Raw genomic sequence first — 17655 nt, 5'->3', positions numbered from 1 at the left:
TCTAATAGAGAGTTAATACTTTAATGAAAAAATATAATCTATTTATAAATTCGATAATACTTTCATTTTACGGATCTCAATCTTGGGCGGAAACCCCTGTTTATGAGGTCCACGGCTCTTTCGGGGGCATACGGGCCGATGCTGTGAGTATATCCGCTGACGGCAAGGTATTTGGCGTAAGGCGTCAGTCTTCGAACGGCTCTTTCGACAAATCTTTTGTCATCACCAAGGATGGCATATGCGATATTGGTTCGCTAAGCGATTCCGATGAAGCTTCGCTTCAGGCAATATCAGCGAATGGCCTTGCAGCAATAGGTGTAAGTTCTGCCAGTCCGCTTGAATCGCACGCATTCTGGTGGACGCATGAAACAGGCATGCACGACATTGGTACTCTGGGAGGAAATGCGTCCTATACTGCTGGGGTTTCGGCGAATGGGACTGTTGTTGCGGGCGATAGCTATCTCGTCGGAAACACCAAGACCAATGCTTTCCGCTGGACCTTACAGGATGGCATAACCGGTCTTGGAACTCTCGGTGGACCATCGTCGTTCTCGCATGCGATTTCCGCCGATGGCAGCACGATTGTCGGTTACAGCACTATGGCCACCTCTGAAACAAACGCTTTCCGCTGGACTGAAAGCACCGGCATGGTCAGCCTGCAGACACTGGGCGGCAACAATTCGACAGCGCGCGGCGTTTCAGCAGATGGTTCTGTGATTGTTGGCGCCAGCGACACCGCTGCAAGCCAGCAACATGCGTTTCGATGGACTCTGGAAACCGGTATGGTCGACATCAACACGCATACAAATGTCCACGAAAGCCTTGCCAATCTCGTGTCCTATGATGGCACCGTTATCGTGGGTTCGGCCATTTTCAATAGCAGCGATAATCAGGCTTTCCGATGGACACAGGAAACCGGCATGATCAGCCTTAACTCGCTTGGCGGCGGGCTTTCCCATGCTCTGAGTATGTCCGACGACGGCTCGACTGTGGTTGGCTACAGTTACACGGACAGCATGGCGCTTCGTGCTTTCCGGTGGACAGCAAGCGACGGTATGATCGATTTGGGCACCATCGGAGGCAATAATGCTATCGCGTGGGATATTTCCAATGATGGTAGCGTGATAGCCGGGACCGCAGAAACCGCTGACGGTGCACTTCACGCGACATTATGGAAGTTCCCAAAACCGGATACCGGAACACCACTGACAGAGCCTGAAACCAATCCCGGAACGGGCTATAACCCCGGCTCCAGTCCAGAAACGCCATCGGGGGAAAATCCGCCTGTAAAAGAGCCTGAAACCTCGCCGGCGGTCATAGACCTCGACCACACTGCAACTACAGTCTTCTCGCTGGCGAACAACAGTTTCTCCGCCATGGAAGCGCAGCGTTTGACACTCAACAAATTGCAGAATTTTTGCGATGTCGAGCGCGCACGCCAGACCTGCTATTCGATGTTTACCGATATCAGTGGGTTTGGTGGCCAAAAAGATTTGCTTTCAGGCTTTACGCTCGGTCACGGGTTTACCGACAACTTTTCAGCAGGCGTCACTGTCGCCCATTCATTCTGGCGCGACCAGCCTGACGGTTTTGACACGGGAAGAGACAATTTCGGTGGCGGTCTCTATGCACAGTGGAAAGACAAAACCGCCATTGGGGACTGGTACGTGCGAGCAAGTCTCGCAGCCAATCGCTACGATACAGATATCACCCGGCCCGTTCTCCCCTATACCGAAGTCGGAACCGGCGAAAGCAGGCTGCAAGGCTGGAGCACTGCACTGGAGCTGGGACGAAAAGACAATCTGAATTTCCATAATGCCCGCCTCGGCTATTATGGCGGTCTGCGTTACAGCAATCTGTCGATGGACGGCTATACCGAAAGCAATGCGCTGTTCCCGTTCAGCTATAGCGATATGAAGTTCGCGCTGACCACTGTCTATGCGGGTGCTAATTACAGCATGCCTCTGACCGACAAGATCCGGTGGTTGATCAATCTGGAAATCGAGCAGGATCTTGCACATAAAGACCCGGTTTTTAACGCGACGGCTGATTACATCGGCGCGCTAAAGCTCAACTCAGACTTTTCTCATATCAGAGGCTCTGCATGGACGAGTCTGAGCTATGCCTTCAATGATGCTGTCGATCTTTCCTTGACGCCCTATGTCGCCCGAACTGTGTCGCGCGGCAATGCGTTCGGAGCCATGGTCCGTGTTTCTGGAAATTTCTGACCTAGAAATAAAAAGCCTCGCGGCACAACATGCCGCGAGGCTTTTCAAGTCGAGGGTGCAATATCACCGCCAGCCAAGGGCTGGCGCAACATGCTTCAGGATCGATTCAATGACATGCGCATTGTAATCAACGCCCAGCTGGTTTGGGACAGTCAGAAGCAGCGTATCGGCCTCGGCAATAGCCTCATCCTTCTCGAGTTGCTTGATGAGCTTATCCGGTTCAGCCGCATAGGAGCGGCCAAAGACGGCGCGCAAATCCTCTTCAATGTAGCCGATCGAATCCTGCTCGTTGCTACCGCCACCAAAATATGCCCGATCACGGTCATCAACCAGCGCGAAGATGCTGCGGCTTACCGAAACACGCGGCGTGCGGGTGTGTCCGGCTTCTTTCCATGCTTCACGATAAGCGCGGATCTGCTTGGCCTGCTGAATATGCAAAGGCTCGCCGGATTCATCCTTTTTCAGGGTAGAACTTTGCAAGTTCATACCAAGCTTTGCAGCCCAGATTGCCGTGGCATCCGATGCAGCGCCCCACCAGATACGATCGCGAAGGCCTTCCGAATGCGGCTCGATCTTCAGAAGCCCTGGAGGGTTCGGAAACATTGGCCGTGGGTTGGGCTGGGCAAAGCCTTCGCCTTTCAGCGCTTCAAAGAACACTTCACCATGCTTGCGGCCCATATCGGCATCGGTCATGCCCTCTTCAGGCTCATAACCGAAATAGCGCCAGCCATCGATCACCTGTTCAGGTGAACCGCGGCTGATGCCGAGCTGCAGTCGACCCTTGGAGATAAGATCGGCAGCACTTGCATCTTCAACCATATAAAGCGGGTTTTCATAACGCATATCGATGACAGCGGTGCCAATCTCGATCTTGCTGGTTTTGGCACCAACAGCCGCAAGCAACGGAAACGGTGAAGCCAGCTGACGGGCGAAATGGTGCACGCGGAAATACGCGCCATCTGCGCCAAGCTCTTCGGCCGCAACAGCAAGGTCTATCGATTGCAGAAGCGCATCGCCCGCAGAACGAGTGCCAGACTGCGGCGAAGGCGACCAGTGGCCGAATGACAGAAAGCCTATTTTTTTCATGACTATGTTCCTCAGAGCACAATCCAACCACCGTCAAACGCGGACCGGCAGGCTTATGCTTCAAACGTTGTGCAGTGGCACTTTTCATCAGTTTTGTCAGAATATGGCGGCAGGCGATAGTCATTGAAAGGGCCCTGAACACAGTGTTCATGAAACGGAATATAACGGGCAAAGTATTGCCCGATGCCGACAACGTGCTGACAACGCGATGACGACACGTTGACAGCCCAAACAGACCAGATTAAGCCTCGATATGAGGCGGATTGACCTTCCATCCCAACATAGATTTTGGGCCCAACATAGAGTTTGAGATTGGATGAAAGGTCAATGTCCACGAAATGCCCAAACAGGCAACGCACTAAAACAGGGGAGATTTTTATGCGTTCTATGCTTCTGGCCTTGCTGGCCGCAACGGCTATCGCCACTCACGCACAGGCCAAGGATGTAACGGTCGCCGTTACTGCTATCGTTGAACATCCGGCACTTGATGCCGCACGCGACGGCGTGAAGGATGCGCTGGCTGAAGCCGGTTTCAAGGAAGGCGAAAATCTTAAATTCGTCTATCAGTCCGCTCAGGGCAATCCGGCAACGGCCGCCCAGATCGCACGCCAGTTTGTTGGCGAAGCTCCGGATGTCATCGTCCCGATCTCGACACCTTCGGCGCAGGCTGTTGTTTCTGCAACGCGTGATATTCCGATTGTCTTTACCGCTGTTTCCGATCCTGTCGGCGCACAGCTCGTCAAGGACATGACAAAGCCGGGCGGTAACGTGACCGGTCTTTCCGATATGTCGCCAGTTGTCGAGCACATCAAGCTCATCAAGGAAGTGATGCCGAATATCAAGAAACTAGGCTATCTCTATAATTCCGGTGAAACCAACTCGGTCTCGCTTCTGGCAGCGCTGAAAGAAGCCGCTTCCGCAGAAGGCATCGAAATCGTTGAATCGGCTGCAACCAAGTCGGCAGAAGTTCAGGGTGCAGCGCGTGCCCTCGTGGGCCGTGCGGACGCCATGTATGTTCCAACCGACAACACCATCGTTTCGGCTCTTGAAAGTGCCGTTGGCGTTGCTGAAGAAAGCAAGCTTCCGCTCTTCACCGCTGATACGGATTCGGTCAAGCGCGGTGCGCTGGCTGCTCTCGGCTTCAACTATTACGACGTTGGCAAGCAGACTGGTGCTGTCGTGGTCAAGATCCTCAACGGTGAAAAGCCAGGTGATATCGCTGTCGACATCGCCAAGGGAACCGACCTCGTCATCAATCTTTCTGCAGCCAAGAAGATGGGCGTCGAATTTCCACAGGCAGTAATCGACCGCGCGACCAGCAAGGTCGAATAATCGGTCTCAAGATTGTAATTAGAAAGGGCGGGATGATCTCCCGCCCTTTTCTTTGAAGCCCATCCAGATGTGTGTGAAACGTCTAGGCGGTGAAACTAGTTCATTGGACTACTATCCGATCCCGCTTCCGCCGGATGAGATGCGCGCAAGAAAAGCCATGTTTTACACCCAGCCAAAATCGCGGGTATCGAAGTGGCCGATATGATCTGGAAGAACCAGTTCGCAAACAGTCTTCAATCGCCATCTCGGGTCTTTGTGGAACCGCAACATAAGTGCGTTCAGAGATAAAGCGTATTTAGCCCACCAATAACTTTGCGACAGAACCACCTTAAAGAGATTCAATTAGCGACTAACTGACCTCTAATTTCCCCATCCTTGTTTACAGCTGTATGAGCATTAAAATACCATTGCCCTGCGAGGAGTTGCTGAGCTTGCTGTTTCGTGAGAGTTTGCCGCCCGCTGATAGCTGAATTTAATGCATCACTAGCGATTGGTATTACGACACCTGCAGTGCTTGATACTGACGCTGGACCGTGAAAATGAGCAGCAGTAAGAGGGCCTGATAGACCAGCATAAGTTACATACCACTCGAAAAGTCGATCCGCAGCATTGTATTTCGCTATAATTCGACCAGATGCATTGGGTTGAGTTGCAACAGGTGGAACTTCTTTAGATCCTAACAATTGGACATCAAAACTAGTCACCATATTTGCGTTTACTTCACAAAAACTTACTACCGTATTGTCCTGAGTTGTAATCGTATCCGCCCGACCTTCATAAGCAAAGAATGAATATTTTCTCGATATGTTAACATTTCCATCTTCGGCAACATATATGTATCTCGCAGTGTTAGATTGCGGCAAATCTTTATTGGATGTCTCAATAAATTTATTTGAGGAATTCATAGTTATAGTTTTTTTTGAAGAAGAAAATATAGAGTTGTCATAGTTCTCATTAATCAATAAATATACTCTACCGTTTTCGGTTATTTTTGCATCGTCATTTCTGATGTTAAACGTTGGTATATCACAAGCTTTATCAGCAGAAACTGTTACTGGATTTTTTGTTGGTATCGGCTCAAAAAGATCATTTGCAAGCATTGTTGGATCATAAACAACTATTCTCGCGGCCTCCGAAGTGTTGTCTGCAAACGGCCAGTATATTAAATGCCCACCGGCAGGTGTAAACTTCGGAAATACGTCTAATCTTGCTATTCCCGTATCGTCCGTGAGAAAATATAAATGCGCTTTATCACTATTAGATGGATCTATAAATATAGGCAGATCCGTAAAGGCTGATGTTGACGAATCTCTTTGCCGAAACATCAAAGACTTTATTAAGAAAGTATCATGCTCTTCTGTTACGTGCGCTATTGCATTTCTAATTATGGTGCTAGGGTTTTTCAGGTCTCGACCTGTCCAAAAATATTCAACGGACTTGTTCCCTTCTGCATTTCCTGGAACTGCATTCGCAACTTGAAATACCCTGACATTTCTTTCTTTATTATCTTGATTCAACAACAGAGCGCTGGCTTCAAGTGTTGCATTTAGTGGAATATTACATCTTACACCTGGTGTATTCTCAGTAATATTTTTGGGATCGGTGCCGCTGGGATATAATGATATAGAAAGATTATTCATTCCTCTAAGCATTGGAAAATAAATATCAAACAATACAGTCTTCTGAATGCCAGATTGTCTCGGACTTTTTTCAAAAGCTCTTTGTATATGACTGTCGTTTGGTAAATCACCATCTATACGTGCAAAAGCAGGTGGTTTAGTATTTTCATCAGGAGTAACAATAATACTTGCTCGTGAGAAGCCGTTTATAAAAAGAAGCGTTTCCGGCTCAGCAGGTTTATCAGTAGTACGTAAATATACAATATAGAATAAATTATTCTTCGTGCCTTTTGTTGAACAAGTTACTGTTGGCGCTGTTTGTGAATATGTTAAATTATTGAATAAAATAATATTTATGATTGATATTACAATTACATAGACTAGCTTCAAAGTATCCTCCATCATGCAGTATATAATGCGTTTGAAACCTCTTGTGGCGATACGGAATTGATTGAAAATGTCGGAATCAGACCAATAGAATTGATACAGTGCCACCAACCATAAGAGCGAATCTCATTGATCTAAACCTGCTATTTTATGAGACCAATCTTTCAAGTATTGCTGCGGAATTTTCATTTCTGCTGAGCTACGTCAGCGTCAGTGCGTATCATTCGGTGAGGCGGATGCGTATGACCGTCGATTTCAAAAAGGGTACATTTTCCTGAAAGTGTCATCCTGCATACGGTCTTCTTTTACGTGTCTTATCCCGTCTCCTATATTGACCTTCAAGAAACTCAGGCCGTACGCGGCATACCGGTCGATCGTGCAATGTCGAACCGGCGGGTCATTTGCTACTCACCGCAGATTGCTGCTCAGGCTCAGATACGCAAACGCCGTACCCACCTGTTCTTTAAAAAGCCTATTCCGAAAAGCGGCGTTCCGGAGACGGTTTTAACGGACAGCAGACTGAATGTTGTAACAGGCGCACAGAATGGCGCTTTTTGGCGCATTTGCAGCGATAATGCTTGCGTGTTACCGCTTTTTGAGTTGTATCCCGAAAACGATATAGCCAGAACAACCGCAATCAATGCGGAAATGCATAATTCAATTGTCAGAGCGTGCGTCATGCAACCGATCGGAAGCAAGCCGCTCTAAGCATCAAACCGGGGAAATGTTTCAGGTGACGGAGATCACCGGAAGCCAACTCAGACCAAAACCGGTCGTGATTGAAGCAAGGTCTTTTGGATATGAATGGACAGATTGTCCGCATGTCGCAAAAGCCAATGACTGATGTGTGTCGGAATAAGACCCATCTTCATTTTCAGCCACGGCAAAGAACAAGGAATCTCAATGTGAGTCAGATCGCCTTCTGGGGTGCGGTCGAATTGGGCCTCGTCTTCTCTTTCGTCGCCATCGGCGTCTATCTGGCTTTCCGCGTGCTCGATTTCCCCGATCTGACCGTGGACGGCTCCTTCCCGCTTGGTGCTGCCGTGACTGGCGTTCTGATCATTGCTGGGTGGAACCCCTGGCTTTCAGCTGCTGTTTCGATGATTGCAGGCTCGCTTGCAGGACTTGTGACAGCAACGCTCAATGTGCGCTTCAAGATTCTCAATCTTCTGGCCTCCATTCTCACAATGATCGCGCTGTTTTCAGTCAATCTGCGCGTCATGGGACGTCCGAATATCGCCCTGATTAATCAGGACACGATGCTCTCACCGTTCTTCGGTCATGGCATTCCTGAATATTATGTGCGTCCGGCATTCCTTTTCGTGCTTGTTGCTGTCACGGTTTTCCTCGTCTGGCGTTTCCTTGAAAGCGACATGGGCCTTGCCATGCGCGCAACCGGTGCCAATCCGAAAATGGCCCGTGCGCAGGGCGTACGCACCGACCGCCAGATTTATCTGGGCATGGCCCTCTCCAACGCGCTCGTGGCGCTTGGCGGCTCGTTATTCGCCCAGACAAACGGCTTTGCAGACGTAACATCAGGCGTTGGCACGATCGTTGTCGGTCTGGCCGCTGTGATCACCGGTGAAACACTGCTGCGCACGCGTCTCATCCTTGTCATTCTCATCGGTTGCGTCCTGGGTTCGATCATCTATCGTATCGCCATCCAGCTTGCGCTTTCCAATGGCAGTATCGTCGGGCTTCAGGCTTCCGACCTCAATATCGCTACAGCGCTTCTCGTCACCTTCGCACTGATCTTGCCGCGCCTGCGCCGTGGAGGAGCATCATCATGATCGAAGTTTCCAATCTCGAGGTCATTTTCGGTCGTGGGACACCGCTCGAAAAGCAGGTGCTCAACAAGATCAATCTGACGATGGATCAGGGCTCGTTCGTCACCGTGATCGGCTCCAACGGTGCCGGTAAATCGACCATGCTCGGCGTTCTGGCAGGCGATGTCATCCCAACCGCTGGCAAGGTTGTGATCAGCGGACAGGATGTAACGCGCAAATCCACAGCCGAACGTGCCGGTCTTGTGGCCCGCGTGTTTCAGGACCCGCTCGCAGGCAGCTGCGGGACGCTGACGATTGAAGAAAATCTTGCACTGGCCGCATCGCGTGGTACGCGCCGTGGCCTCACCCATGCGCTCAATTCCAAGCGCCGCGAATGGTTCCGCGAACGTGTGGCAAGCCTCAACCTCGGCCTCGAAAACCGCATGCAGGATCGCATGGAGCTTCTCTCCGGCGGTCAGCGTCAGGCGCTCTCGCTGATCATGGCCACTCTCGCCGGTTCCGAAGTTCTGCTGCTCGACGAACATACCGCAGCCCTTGATCCGGGCATGGCTGAGTTCGTCATGGAACTGACCCGCACGCTGATCTCGGAAAACAAGCTCACAGCATTGATGGTCACGCATTCCATGCGTCAGGCGCTCGATTATGGCGACCGCACCATCATGCTGCATGGCGGCAAGATCCTGCTTGATGTTACCGGCGACAAGCGCAAGACGCTGGGCGTTGAAGACCTCATCGAGATGTTCCGCAAAGTGCGTGGGCAGACGCTCGATGATGACGCTTTGCTGATCGAATAAGCATGTCGCGGAAAAGTGGGAACCGGTTTTCCGATAACGGCATGCGCAAAACCAGAAAATAGAGCGAGCGCAGTGGGTACGACTAAGCGCGACACGCTCTAAGCTTTGCAAACAGCTTTGTTTCACAGCCGCCGTTCAGTTTGACCGGCGGCTGTTTCGTTTGAAAACGAATTGCGCTACTTAATCCCTTATGGCGCAGAAAAAAGCACACGAAGTAGATCAGTTCATTGGCAGGCCGAGCAGCTCGTTTCCGGTCGTACTTCTTTATGGCCCAGACAAGGGGCTGGTGAGCGAACGTGCGCGCCGCTATGCAAAGGCCACCAAACTGCCGCTGGATGATCCCTTTGCGGTCATTCGCATGGAAGCCGATGAGATCGATGCGGATCCTGCAAAGCTCGCCGATGAAGCGCGTACAATCTCTATGTTCGGTGGTGAACGGCTAATCTGGATCAAGAACGCAGCCGGGCAGAAGAAGCTTGCCGACGCCGTGAAACTTTTGGCAAATGAGCCACCGCGTGAAACATATATTCTGGTGGAAGCCGGCGACCTCAAAAAAGGTGCAGGCCTGCGTAGCGCTGTCGAGAACGCGACCGCTGGCATGGCCCTTCCCTGCTATGCGGACGACGCGCGCGGCATTGACGGCGTTATTGACGACGTTTTGGCTGAATGGAAGATGCAGATCACCATGGACGGGCGTCAGCTGCTGCGCGCGAGCCTTGGCGGCGATCGGCTTGCGACGCGTGGCGAACTGGAAAAGCTTTGCCTTTATGTGCGCGGCAAAGAACGCATCGATATAGACGATGTGCGTGAAGCGGTCGGCGATGTAGCAGGTCTTTCAACAGATGAAGTCATTGATGCTGTGTTGACGGCAGACCTGCCCCGTTTTGAAATATCTTTTGACCGGGTTGTGAAATCCGGCACAGCCCCATTTCTCCTGCTTAACACTGCCATGAGGCAATTCCAACAAATTCAGACCCTGCGCCATATCGCCGATACCGAGCGCAAAAGTGCTTCCGTGGTTGTCGCCTCTGCGCGTCCGCCGATCTTTTTCAATCGCAAGAAACTGATCGAAAATGCTGTTGACCGCTGGAAGGCAGAGAACCTCGTGCGCGTTATGGAGCGCCTGCAACGCGCTGTGCTGGAAAGCCGTCAGAATGCGGTACTCTCCGTGCCTATCATTCGTCAGTGCTTGCTTGCTATTGCTGTCGAAGCTGCCAAGCTGGCACGCAGATAAGCTCTACCGGCTAAGGTTTAGCCTAGGGCTTTCTCGATACCTCCGCCACAGCGATACAAGCCAGCCTGTGAAATAGCCCGTTGATGCGCCTGATACGACGGTTGTCACCAGCATCAATGTGGAATGCTCCTGTGGATAGAACGCATTGAGCACTGCCAGAACATACTGAGCGCAAAAGAAAATCAGATTGCGGATCAGCGGAAGTATCGTCCCAGCCCGCTCGACGGTTTTGTTCTGATGATCAACTGCGAGAACACGCGGGCCTGTGAGATAACCAACAGGTGCCAGCACGAACAGTCCTGCAAACCACGCAATCAGGAATGAACTGAATCCATCCGAACCGCTATCAAAGTGCATGAAACCGACGGCAATGAAGATCACGGGGACGAATAGCAGTCTCCAGACCGAAACCGTGCTTGTTTCACGCCCTTTCACCCCCTGTATGACGAGATAAGCGAGCAGCCCCCAAACATAGATCGGTGTATGAATTATGATTTGAGTGAGCATTTCCATGAAACAATATCTCCCCGGCGCGGTGTTCTAAAAGCAATATCTCAATAGTATAAGACTTATACCAAAGCGCTAAGATGCTGATGCAGCACGCCTCGAAAATGTTCAATCGCCACACGGGCTTAACCAACGTCCGATGAGTCTTACTCAATGAACTTTGGTATTAGCGAAAGTCCGGCAGAAACCGCGTTGGGTGTTAGACAGCTGCAATAATTCAGCAATTGATCAAGAGCACGTGAGCAGCCTCGCTCAACCTTGAGCTTGTTGGCGCATTCAGCAATATTCCATATGGTTCGATTTCATAACTGAAATGACAACCCCAAGTTTTCAAGCCCCCATTTTACTATAAGTCATTGGAATATAAGAATGATCGGCTGCATACCTCCAATTCTTCTGCTCATGCTCGGTGCATTGTTTGGTTGGCTGATCGGCGGCAATTACGGCGCCTTCTGGGGAAGTGCGGTCGGCGTTATCATCGGTATCATCCTGATGATAATTATCGTCTTTTCGCTGATCAAAGCGCGCGGTCGATAAAACGAAAAAGCCGTGAAACAAATGTTCCACGGCTTCAAATTCAGACTTCTAAGCAAATGTCGGAATCACACCACTAGCTTTGCAGACGACGGCAGATTTCGTCGAGCTGCTCAAGAGAGCTGTAACGAACTTTAACCTCACCACCACGCTCGCGGTGATTGATTTCGACCTTCATGCCAGTGACGTCGGAAAGCAGCTTTTCAAGCGCCTTTGTATCGGCATCTTTCTCAATCGGCACGCTCTTGCCCGGCTTTGGTTCAGCACCATTGCGCGCTTGTGACAGCGCTTCAACCTGACGAACAGACAGACCTTCCTTGACCACGCGCTCAGCAAGCGCAGTTGGATCATCCATGGTGATCAGGCTACGTGCATGACCTGCAGACAAAGCGCCATCCGAGATGAAATCCTGCACGCGCTGCGGTAGTTTCAAAAGGCGCAGCGTATTGGCAACATGGCTTCGGCTTTTGCCGATCACCTGTGCCAGATCGTTCTGCGTGTAGTCATGATTGTCGATAAGCTGTTGATATCCCATCGCTTCTTCGACAGCATTCAGGTCGGCACGCTGAACGTTTTCAACAATTGCGATCTCAAGCGCAACGCGATCATCCACATCGCGAATGATAACCGGGATCGTATCGACTCCTGCACGCTGCGATGCGCGCCAGCGACGCTCACCGGCGATCAGCTCGAAACGATCAGGTTCACCCGGTGCCGGACGCACGACGATTGGCTGAACAACGCCGTGTTCTTTAATCGACTGCGCCAGATCTTCCAGTTCTACTTCCGAGAACATGCGTCGCGGATTGCGCGGATTGCGCGTGACGAACTCAATCGGAACGTTACGCTCGCTGCTGATCGGCACCTTGCGCTCTTCCGCCGGGCGGTCGATTTCACCAATCAGTGCGGCCAAGCCGCGGCCAAGGCGCTTTTTTGAAGGATCGTCGTTCATCGTCGGCAGTTCCTGCAATTGTTACGTAGTCGAATCGATCAAAGCATCGCAATTGCGACACTCGCTAATTATGCGGCTTTAAGCTGCCGCTCCCGCTGGATAACTTCCGATGCGAGCTGCAAATAAGCCTGACTGCCAGCGCATTTCAAATCATAAAGAATAGCTGGCTTGCCATGGGATGGCGCTTCTGACACCCGCACATTGCGTGGGATGACGGTACGATAAACCTTCTCACCCATGAATGCGCGAACATCGTCCACCACCTGAGAGGCAAGGTTGTTGCGACTGTCGAACATGGTCAAAACAATGCCCTGTATCGTCAGATCGGGATTGATGGTTGAACGTACTTGGTCGACCGTCTGCAGGAGCTGGCTCAGGCCTTCCAGTGCGAAGAACTCGCACTGCAGGGGAACCATGACCGAATCTGCTGCCGCCATCGCGTTCAACGTCAGCAAGTTCAACGATGGAGGGCAATCAACCAAAATATACGAGAATTTATCAGCAACAGCAGAATCAAATCGCAACGCATCACGCAAGCGACGTGTGCGATCAGGAGCCTGCGCTATTTCCATCTCAATGCCGAGAAGATCGAGCGTTGAAGGCACGATATAAAGGTTTGGAACGTCGCTCTGCATGGCGGCATCATTCGCTGATGCTGCCTGCGTCAGCACGTCGTAGGACGAAAGCGGACGGTTGAGGCGATCAATTCCGAGGCCAGTACTGGCATTGCCCTGCGGGTCGAGGTCAACGATTAGCACAGTTTCGCCAATAGCAGCGAGTGCTGTCGCAAGGTTGATAGCTGTCGTTGTCTTACCAACGCCACCCTTCTGATTTGCAATGGTTATGATCCTGGATCTTTTGCTCATTACCGTCGCCCTGCTGCTTTCTGTCATATCGATTCCGAAATAACTGGGGCGGATTAACTTAAGATGCGTCGTAGATTGCTGATCTCAAGTATCACCGAGTTATTATCGATAGCACTTTCATGTTGTACCAGATCGAAACTCCAGCCGACACGGCTTTCATCGATTTCTCTCTGGTAATCCCGACCTTTTTGAAAAAGCGCCTTTGAACCACTGCACAACCAGGGTCCGGCAAGCTCAAAAAGAACGTTCAGCGATGCAAGTGCGCGGGCTGTAATGACCTGCGGCGTCTCAATTTTATCCCACATTGCCTCGATGCGCGCCGCATGGACACGCGCCGGAACACCGACATGCCCTGCGGCAGTGCGTAGAAAAGCTGCCTTTTTTCCCGCACTTTCAACAAGATCAATCGAAGCACCCGGAATGTCTTTCAGAAAACAGGCTGTTACGATGCCAGGGAAACCACCACCCGAACCCAAATCGAGCCAGCGCGTCGCTTCAGGTGCGAGCGGAAATATCTGAGCGCTATCGAGAATATGGCGGTTCCAAAGATCAGCGAGTGTCGAAGGAGATGCCAAATTTATGGCCGATGACCACTTGCGGAACAGTTCTTCAAACGCAATCAAGAGGTCCGTTGTTTCACGTGAAACATTAGGAACGATAGTTTTCAAGCTCGAATAACGTCTATCCACAGTCATGCCACGCCCTTCTCGGCGTCCAGTACAGCGGCTGCACGTTCGCGCGCGCCATGCTTCTTTATATGCGTAATAAGCAGCGCAAGTGCTGCCGGTGTAATACCTTCAACGCGTTGCGCTTCGGCAATCGTCTCTGGTTTACGCTGTTTCAGCTTGGCTTTAAGTTCGTTTGAAAGACCAGAAATTGCATCAAAGTCCAATGTCACTGGAATGAAAAGTCGCTCCTCGCGTTCCATCACTGCTATATCGCTCTGCTGGCGGTCCATATAAACCGAGTACTGCGCTTCAATTTCCAGCGCTTCTTTAGTGGCTGAATCAATAGAATTCAGTTCTGGCCAGATAGCCTGAAGCTTCTGCAAATCGATATCCGGATAAGACAACAGATCATAGGCAGAGCGACGTACCCCATCCTGATTGAGATGAAGGTCATATCGGCTGGCCTGATTTGGCGTGATAGTCAGCTCTTGGGTCATCATACGCGCGGTCGACAATGCATCCTGACGCGCTGTAAACTTTTCGCGGCGATCATTGCCAAGAATGCCCAGTTGATCAGCCAAAGGCGTCAACCGCTGATCGGCATTATCAGCACGCAATGACAGACGGAACTCCGCACGTGATGTAAACATACGATAAGGTTCGCTGACGCCGCGAGCAGTCAGGTCATCGACCATGACGCCAATATAAGCTTCCGTTCGTTGTATGATAATAGGATCGCTGCCCCCTGCACGTTTGGCGGCATTCAGGCCTGCGAGAAGTCCTTGCGCTGCGGCCTCTTCATAACCGGTGGTGCCATTGATCTGCCCTGCAAGGAAAAGCCCGGTGACGCGTCGTGTCTCCAGGCTGCGTTTCAACTCTTGCGGATCAATAAAGTCATACTCAATTGCATATCCCGGCTGAAGCATCACCGCCTTCTCCAGACCCGGAATGGTCGCGAGGTAGGCAAGCTGAACCTCTTCTGGCAGTGACGTGGAGATGCCGTTTGGATAAACGGTGTGGTCATCCAGCCCTTCAGGTTCCAGAAATATCTGATGTCCATCACGGTCGCCAAACTTGACGATCTTGTCTTCCACCGATGGGCAGTAGCGCGGACCTATTCCCTCGATCGAACCCGAATACATTGCGGAACGATGAAGATTGGCGCGGATGATCGCATGAGTTTCAGGTGTCGTGCGGGTAATACCGCAATCTATTTGCGGCGTCGTGATCTTATCCGTCATCAGCGAAAACGGCACAGGGTCTTCGTCTGCCGACTGCATATCCAGGCTTTGCCAATCGATAGTGCGGCCATCAAGACGCGGCGGAGTACCGGTTTTCAACCGACCGACGGCAAAACCAAGGCCACGCAAAGTATCAGAAAGGCCCAGTGCAGGCTTCTCGCCCATACGTCCAGCGGGGATTTTCTTCTCGCCAATATGGATAAGACCATTCAGGAATGTACCGGTGGTCAGCACAACTGCAGCACAGCCAAGCTCGCGTCCATCGCCCAAAACGACCCCTGAAATGCTGCCATCTGTGATGCGAATGTCGGCAGCTCCATCTTCAACGACAGTGAGGTTCTCTTGAGCAGAAATAAGCGCCTGCATCGCCAGCCGATAAAGCTTACGATCAGCCTGCGTGCGAGGACCGCGGACCGCCGGACCCTTGCGACGATTGAGCAGGCGAAACTGGATGCCAGCCTTATCGGCAACACGACCCATAAGACCGTCAAGCGCATCAATCTCGCGAACAAGGTGGCCCTTCCCCAGACCGCCAATGGCCGGGTTACAGGACATGACGCCAATCGTATCAAAACGATGTGTGACGAGAGCCGTGCGAGCGCCTGCCCGCGCCGATGCCGCCGCTGCCTCGCAGCCAGCATGTCCGCCGCCAATGACGATCACGTCATAAGTTGTGACTTCTGAAGAACCTGAAATGTTCATCCTGATACGTCCAAATCCGTTCCAGCGCATTTCCGGCAAAGTGGACGAGCCCTCCGCGTAGGATAATGCATAAAAGAAAGAACAAAGCGGCCCGGGCGATTTAGTTCAAATCAGAGCTACTCTGGAAAGCAGTCTCTTTGACATGTTTGTCGGCTCAACGGAAGAGGCAGTATGGCGAAGGTCGATCAACTCTTTGATAAAGTTGATACGAAACTCGACTCACGGAAGAGTTTGGGAGTCAATACGAACTGGCAGATTCCACAGATGTTTCACGTGAAACAATTTTCATGCCGCCCTACGCTCCAGCGTCACTGTTTCACGTGAATCACTCATTTCCCGATACAGAATTGCGAGAAGATCACGTCCAATATCTCTTCAACATCCACGTCACCGGTAATGCGTCCAAGAAACTGTGAGGCATGACGCATATTCTCAGCGCGCAATTCCAATGGAAGATCGTCGCGATTAGCCGCGGTTTCAATTTCCGAAACCGTTGATTGCAGGAGATTGATGTGACGCTGCCGTGTCGGAACCGCGTCATTGATCTGCCCGATGCGATTTTCCGCAAATACTTGCAGCGCGGCGAGCAATTCGACGAGGCCTGCATTGGTCTTGGTGGAAATACGATATTTCCATCCACCGGTCTCAGAATTACTAAGGTCAACTTTGGTGCCAACCGTCCAGACATCAGCTTCGCTCTCATCAAGAGAGACAGCGATGGGGTTTTGCATATCTTCCAGCAACAAGACCAGATCAGCTTCGGCCGCGCGTTCTAGCGCACGTTCGATGCCGATCTTCTCAACCTTGCTGGTAGTCTCTCGAAGTCCAGCAGTATCAGTTACATAGACGGGAATGCCTGCAAGATTGAGTTTGACTTCCAAAAGATCGCGCGTTGTGCCTGCCTCTTCTGAAATAATTGCAACCTCGCGACCAGCCAGGAAATTCAGAAGACTGGATTTTCCTGCGTTGGGTGCACCAGTGATAACGACGTGCAGTCCATCGCGCAGCATTGCTGCGCGCTTTCCGCTTTCAATATGTCGTAGAATTGCTGTTCTTAGTGACCTGAGTTCTTCCCATACCTGTCCCGAAACGGAACCCGGTACGTCGCTTTCATCAGCGAAATCCAGCTCCGCTTCAATCAAAGCCCGGGCACGCACAAGCCTTTGGCGCCATTCCGTATAAAGTTGACGCTGCGCACCTGAAGCGACCTGCAAAGCAAGACGGCGTTGGCCTTCCGTTTCCGCTGCAATAAGATCAGCCAGACCTTCGGCGATGGTCAAATCCATCTTGCCGTTCGTAAAAGCTCGGCGCGTAAATTCTCCAGCTTCAGCTATCCGGCAGTTTGGGAAGCTGCCCAACTCCTCAAGCAGTTTTTCGACGACAGCAATACCACCATGAAGATGGAACTCCGCACAATCTTCGCCGGTAAAGCTGTTAGGACCGGGAAAAAACAATGCTAACCCACGGTCAATGGCGTCTCCATTCCGCGCGCGGAACGTCTTGTAAGCTGCATAACGCGGCTCAATCATCTTTCCAATAATCGTTTCGACTACGAATCGAACTTGCGGGCCTGATATCCTGACGACCGCAACACCCGATGGAAGGCGCCCACTCGACAAGGCAAAAATAGTGTCCTGAAGATGCTGCCGCTCGCTCATTTGATTTCCCGTTCTATATTGGTAAGCACGTGCATATTCATTCGCGCCACGAAAGAAAAG

General features: G+C 51.3%; 14 protein-coding genes and 1 pseudogene. 7 read left to right on the top strand and 8 right to left on the bottom strand.

Annotated features, from left to right (window positions below; all coding sequences use genetic code 11):
* Window positions 1-143: 143 nt before the first annotated feature.
* On the top strand, window positions 144-2228 hold the full coding sequence (locus QBD00_RS05980; protein ID WP_318578906.1) for an autotransporter domain-containing protein: 2085 nt from the start codon (window positions 144-146) through the stop codon (window positions 2226-2228).
* Window positions 2229-2291: 63 nt separating this feature from the next.
* Here QBD00_RS05980 and QBD00_RS05975 read toward each other — a convergent pair whose 3' ends face one another.
* The gene (locus QBD00_RS05975; protein WP_318578905.1) at window positions 2292-3314 is read right to left on the bottom strand and encodes an LLM class flavin-dependent oxidoreductase; all 1023 of its coding nucleotides are present in this window, start codon (window positions 3312-3314) and stop codon (window positions 2292-2294) included.
* A 378-nt stretch (window positions 3315-3692) separates the two neighbouring features.
* Here QBD00_RS05975 and QBD00_RS05970 point away from each other — a divergent pair, with 378 nt between their 5' ends.
* The gene (locus QBD00_RS05970) at window positions 3693-4646 is read left to right on the top strand and encodes an ABC transporter substrate-binding protein (RefSeq protein WP_095447674.1); all 954 of its coding nucleotides are present in this window, start codon (window positions 3693-3695) and stop codon (window positions 4644-4646) included.
* A 338-nt stretch (window positions 4647-4984) separates the two neighbouring features.
* Here QBD00_RS05970 and QBD00_RS05965 read toward each other — a convergent pair whose 3' ends face one another.
* Window positions 4985-6655 (bottom strand): CHRD domain-containing protein, encoded by a 1671-nt coding sequence (locus QBD00_RS05965; protein ID WP_318578904.1) that lies wholly within the window; start codon window positions 6653-6655, stop codon window positions 4985-4987.
* Between the two features lie 233 nt (window positions 6656-6888).
* On the opposite strand from QBD00_RS05965, the pseudogene QBD00_RS05960 reads away from it, so the two are divergent.
* The 4 genes and pseudogenes from QBD00_RS05960 to holA form a co-directional block, all read left to right on the top strand.
* Window positions 6889-7105: pseudogene (locus QBD00_RS05960) on the top strand (IS6 family transposase); the annotation flags it as partial.
* Window positions 7106-7557: 452 nt separating this feature from the next.
* Entirely contained in the window at window positions 7558-8442 is an 885-nt protein-coding gene (locus QBD00_RS05955) for an ABC transporter permease (RefSeq protein ID WP_318578903.1), read from the top strand.
* Window positions 8439-9233, top strand: a complete 795-nt coding sequence (locus tag QBD00_RS05950) for an ABC transporter ATP-binding protein (protein ID WP_095447678.1) — start codon at window positions 8439-8441, stop codon at window positions 9231-9233. Before QBD00_RS05955 ends, QBD00_RS05950 begins: the two co-directional genes overlap by 4 nt.
* A gap of 190 nt (window positions 9234-9423) precedes the next feature.
* On the top strand, window positions 9424-10467 hold the full coding sequence (holA, locus tag QBD00_RS05945; protein ID WP_095447679.1) for a DNA polymerase III subunit delta: 1044 nt from the start codon (window positions 9424-9426) through the stop codon (window positions 10465-10467).
* Between the two features lie 3 nt (window positions 10468-10470).
* Here holA and QBD00_RS05940 read toward each other — a convergent pair whose 3' ends face one another.
* Window positions 10471-10980, bottom strand: coding sequence for a hypothetical protein (locus tag QBD00_RS05940; RefSeq protein ID WP_318578902.1), 510 nt, complete (start codon window positions 10978-10980; stop codon window positions 10471-10473).
* 363 nt (window positions 10981-11343) lie between these two features.
* Here QBD00_RS05940 and QBD00_RS05935 point away from each other — a divergent pair, with 363 nt between their 5' ends.
* Entirely contained in the window at window positions 11344-11511 is a 168-nt protein-coding gene (locus QBD00_RS05935; RefSeq protein WP_157743478.1) for a hypothetical protein, read from the top strand.
* Between the two features lie 73 nt (window positions 11512-11584).
* On the opposite strand, the gene QBD00_RS05930 is transcribed toward QBD00_RS05935, so the two are convergent.
* From QBD00_RS05930 to mnmE, 5 genes are all read right to left on the bottom strand, one after another.
* The gene (locus tag QBD00_RS05930; RefSeq protein WP_095447681.1) at window positions 11585-12460 is read right to left on the bottom strand and encodes a ParB/RepB/Spo0J family partition protein; all 876 of its coding nucleotides are present in this window, start codon (window positions 12458-12460) and stop codon (window positions 11585-11587) included.
* 68 nt (window positions 12461-12528) lie between these two features.
* Entirely contained in the window at window positions 12529-13326 is a 798-nt protein-coding gene (locus QBD00_RS05925; RefSeq protein ID WP_094578485.1) for a ParA family protein, read from the bottom strand.
* Between the two features lie 53 nt (window positions 13327-13379).
* A complete protein-coding gene (gene rsmG / locus QBD00_RS05920) occupies window positions 13380-14021 on the bottom strand; it encodes a 16S rRNA (guanine(527)-N(7))-methyltransferase RsmG (RefSeq protein ID WP_318578901.1) in 642 nt (213 codons plus the stop codon).
* Complete coding sequence (mnmG, locus tag QBD00_RS05915; RefSeq protein WP_318578900.1) at window positions 14018-15937, bottom strand: tRNA uridine-5-carboxymethylaminomethyl(34) synthesis enzyme MnmG; 1920 nt, start codon at window positions 15935-15937, stop codon at window positions 14018-14020. Before mnmG ends, rsmG begins: the two co-directional genes overlap by 4 nt.
* Window positions 15938-16266: 329 nt before the next feature.
* On the bottom strand, window positions 16267-17595 hold the full coding sequence (gene mnmE / locus QBD00_RS05910; RefSeq protein ID WP_318578899.1) for a tRNA uridine-5-carboxymethylaminomethyl(34) synthesis GTPase MnmE: 1329 nt from the start codon (window positions 17593-17595) through the stop codon (window positions 16267-16269).
* Between the last annotated feature and the right edge of the window lie 60 nt (window positions 17596-17655).

The sequence above is a fragment of the Ochrobactrum sp. AN78 genome (assembly GCF_029909885.1).
Taxonomy (GTDB): Bacteria; Pseudomonadota; Alphaproteobacteria; order Rhizobiales; family Rhizobiaceae; genus Brucella; species Brucella quorumnocens.
This window is presented reverse-complemented; position numbering and strand designations above follow the sequence as displayed.

Bases quoted from the DNA above. Each gene is read 5' to 3' on its own strand.
- QBD00_RS05975 (WP_318578905.1), bottom strand. From the start codon at position 3,314: ATGAAAAAAATAGGCTTTCTGTCATTCGGCCACTGGTCGCCTTCGCCG.
- QBD00_RS05970 (WP_095447674.1), top strand. From the start codon at position 3,693: ATGCGTTCTATGCTTCTGGCCTTGCTGGCCGCAACGGCTATCGCCACT.
- QBD00_RS05950 (WP_095447678.1), top strand. From the start codon at position 8,439: ATGATCGAAGTTTCCAATCTCGAGGTCATTTTCGGTCGTGGGACACCG.
- holA (WP_095447679.1), top strand. From the start codon at position 9,424: ATGGCGCAGAAAAAAGCACACGAAGTAGATCAGTTCATTGGCAGGCCG.
- QBD00_RS05940 (WP_318578902.1), bottom strand. From the start codon at position 10,980: ATGGAAATGCTCACTCAAATCATAATTCATACACCGATCTATGTTTGG.
- QBD00_RS05935 (WP_157743478.1), top strand. From the start codon at position 11,344: ATGATCGGCTGCATACCTCCAATTCTTCTGCTCATGCTCGGTGCATTG.
- QBD00_RS05930 (WP_095447681.1), bottom strand. From the start codon at position 12,460: ATGAACGACGATCCTTCAAAAAAGCGCCTTGGCCGCGGCTTGGCCGCA.
- QBD00_RS05925 (WP_094578485.1), bottom strand. From the start codon at position 13,326: ATGAGCAAAAGATCCAGGATCATAACCATTGCAAATCAGAAGGGTGGC.
- rsmG (WP_318578901.1), bottom strand. From the start codon at position 14,021: ATGACTGTGGATAGACGTTATTCGAGCTTGAAAACTATCGTTCCTAAT.
- mnmG (WP_318578900.1), bottom strand. From the start codon at position 15,937: ATGAACATTTCAGGTTCTTCAGAAGTCACAACTTATGACGTGATCGTC.
- mnmE (WP_318578899.1), bottom strand. From the start codon at position 17,595: ATGAGCGAGCGGCAGCATCTTCAGGACACTATTTTTGCCTTGTCGAGT.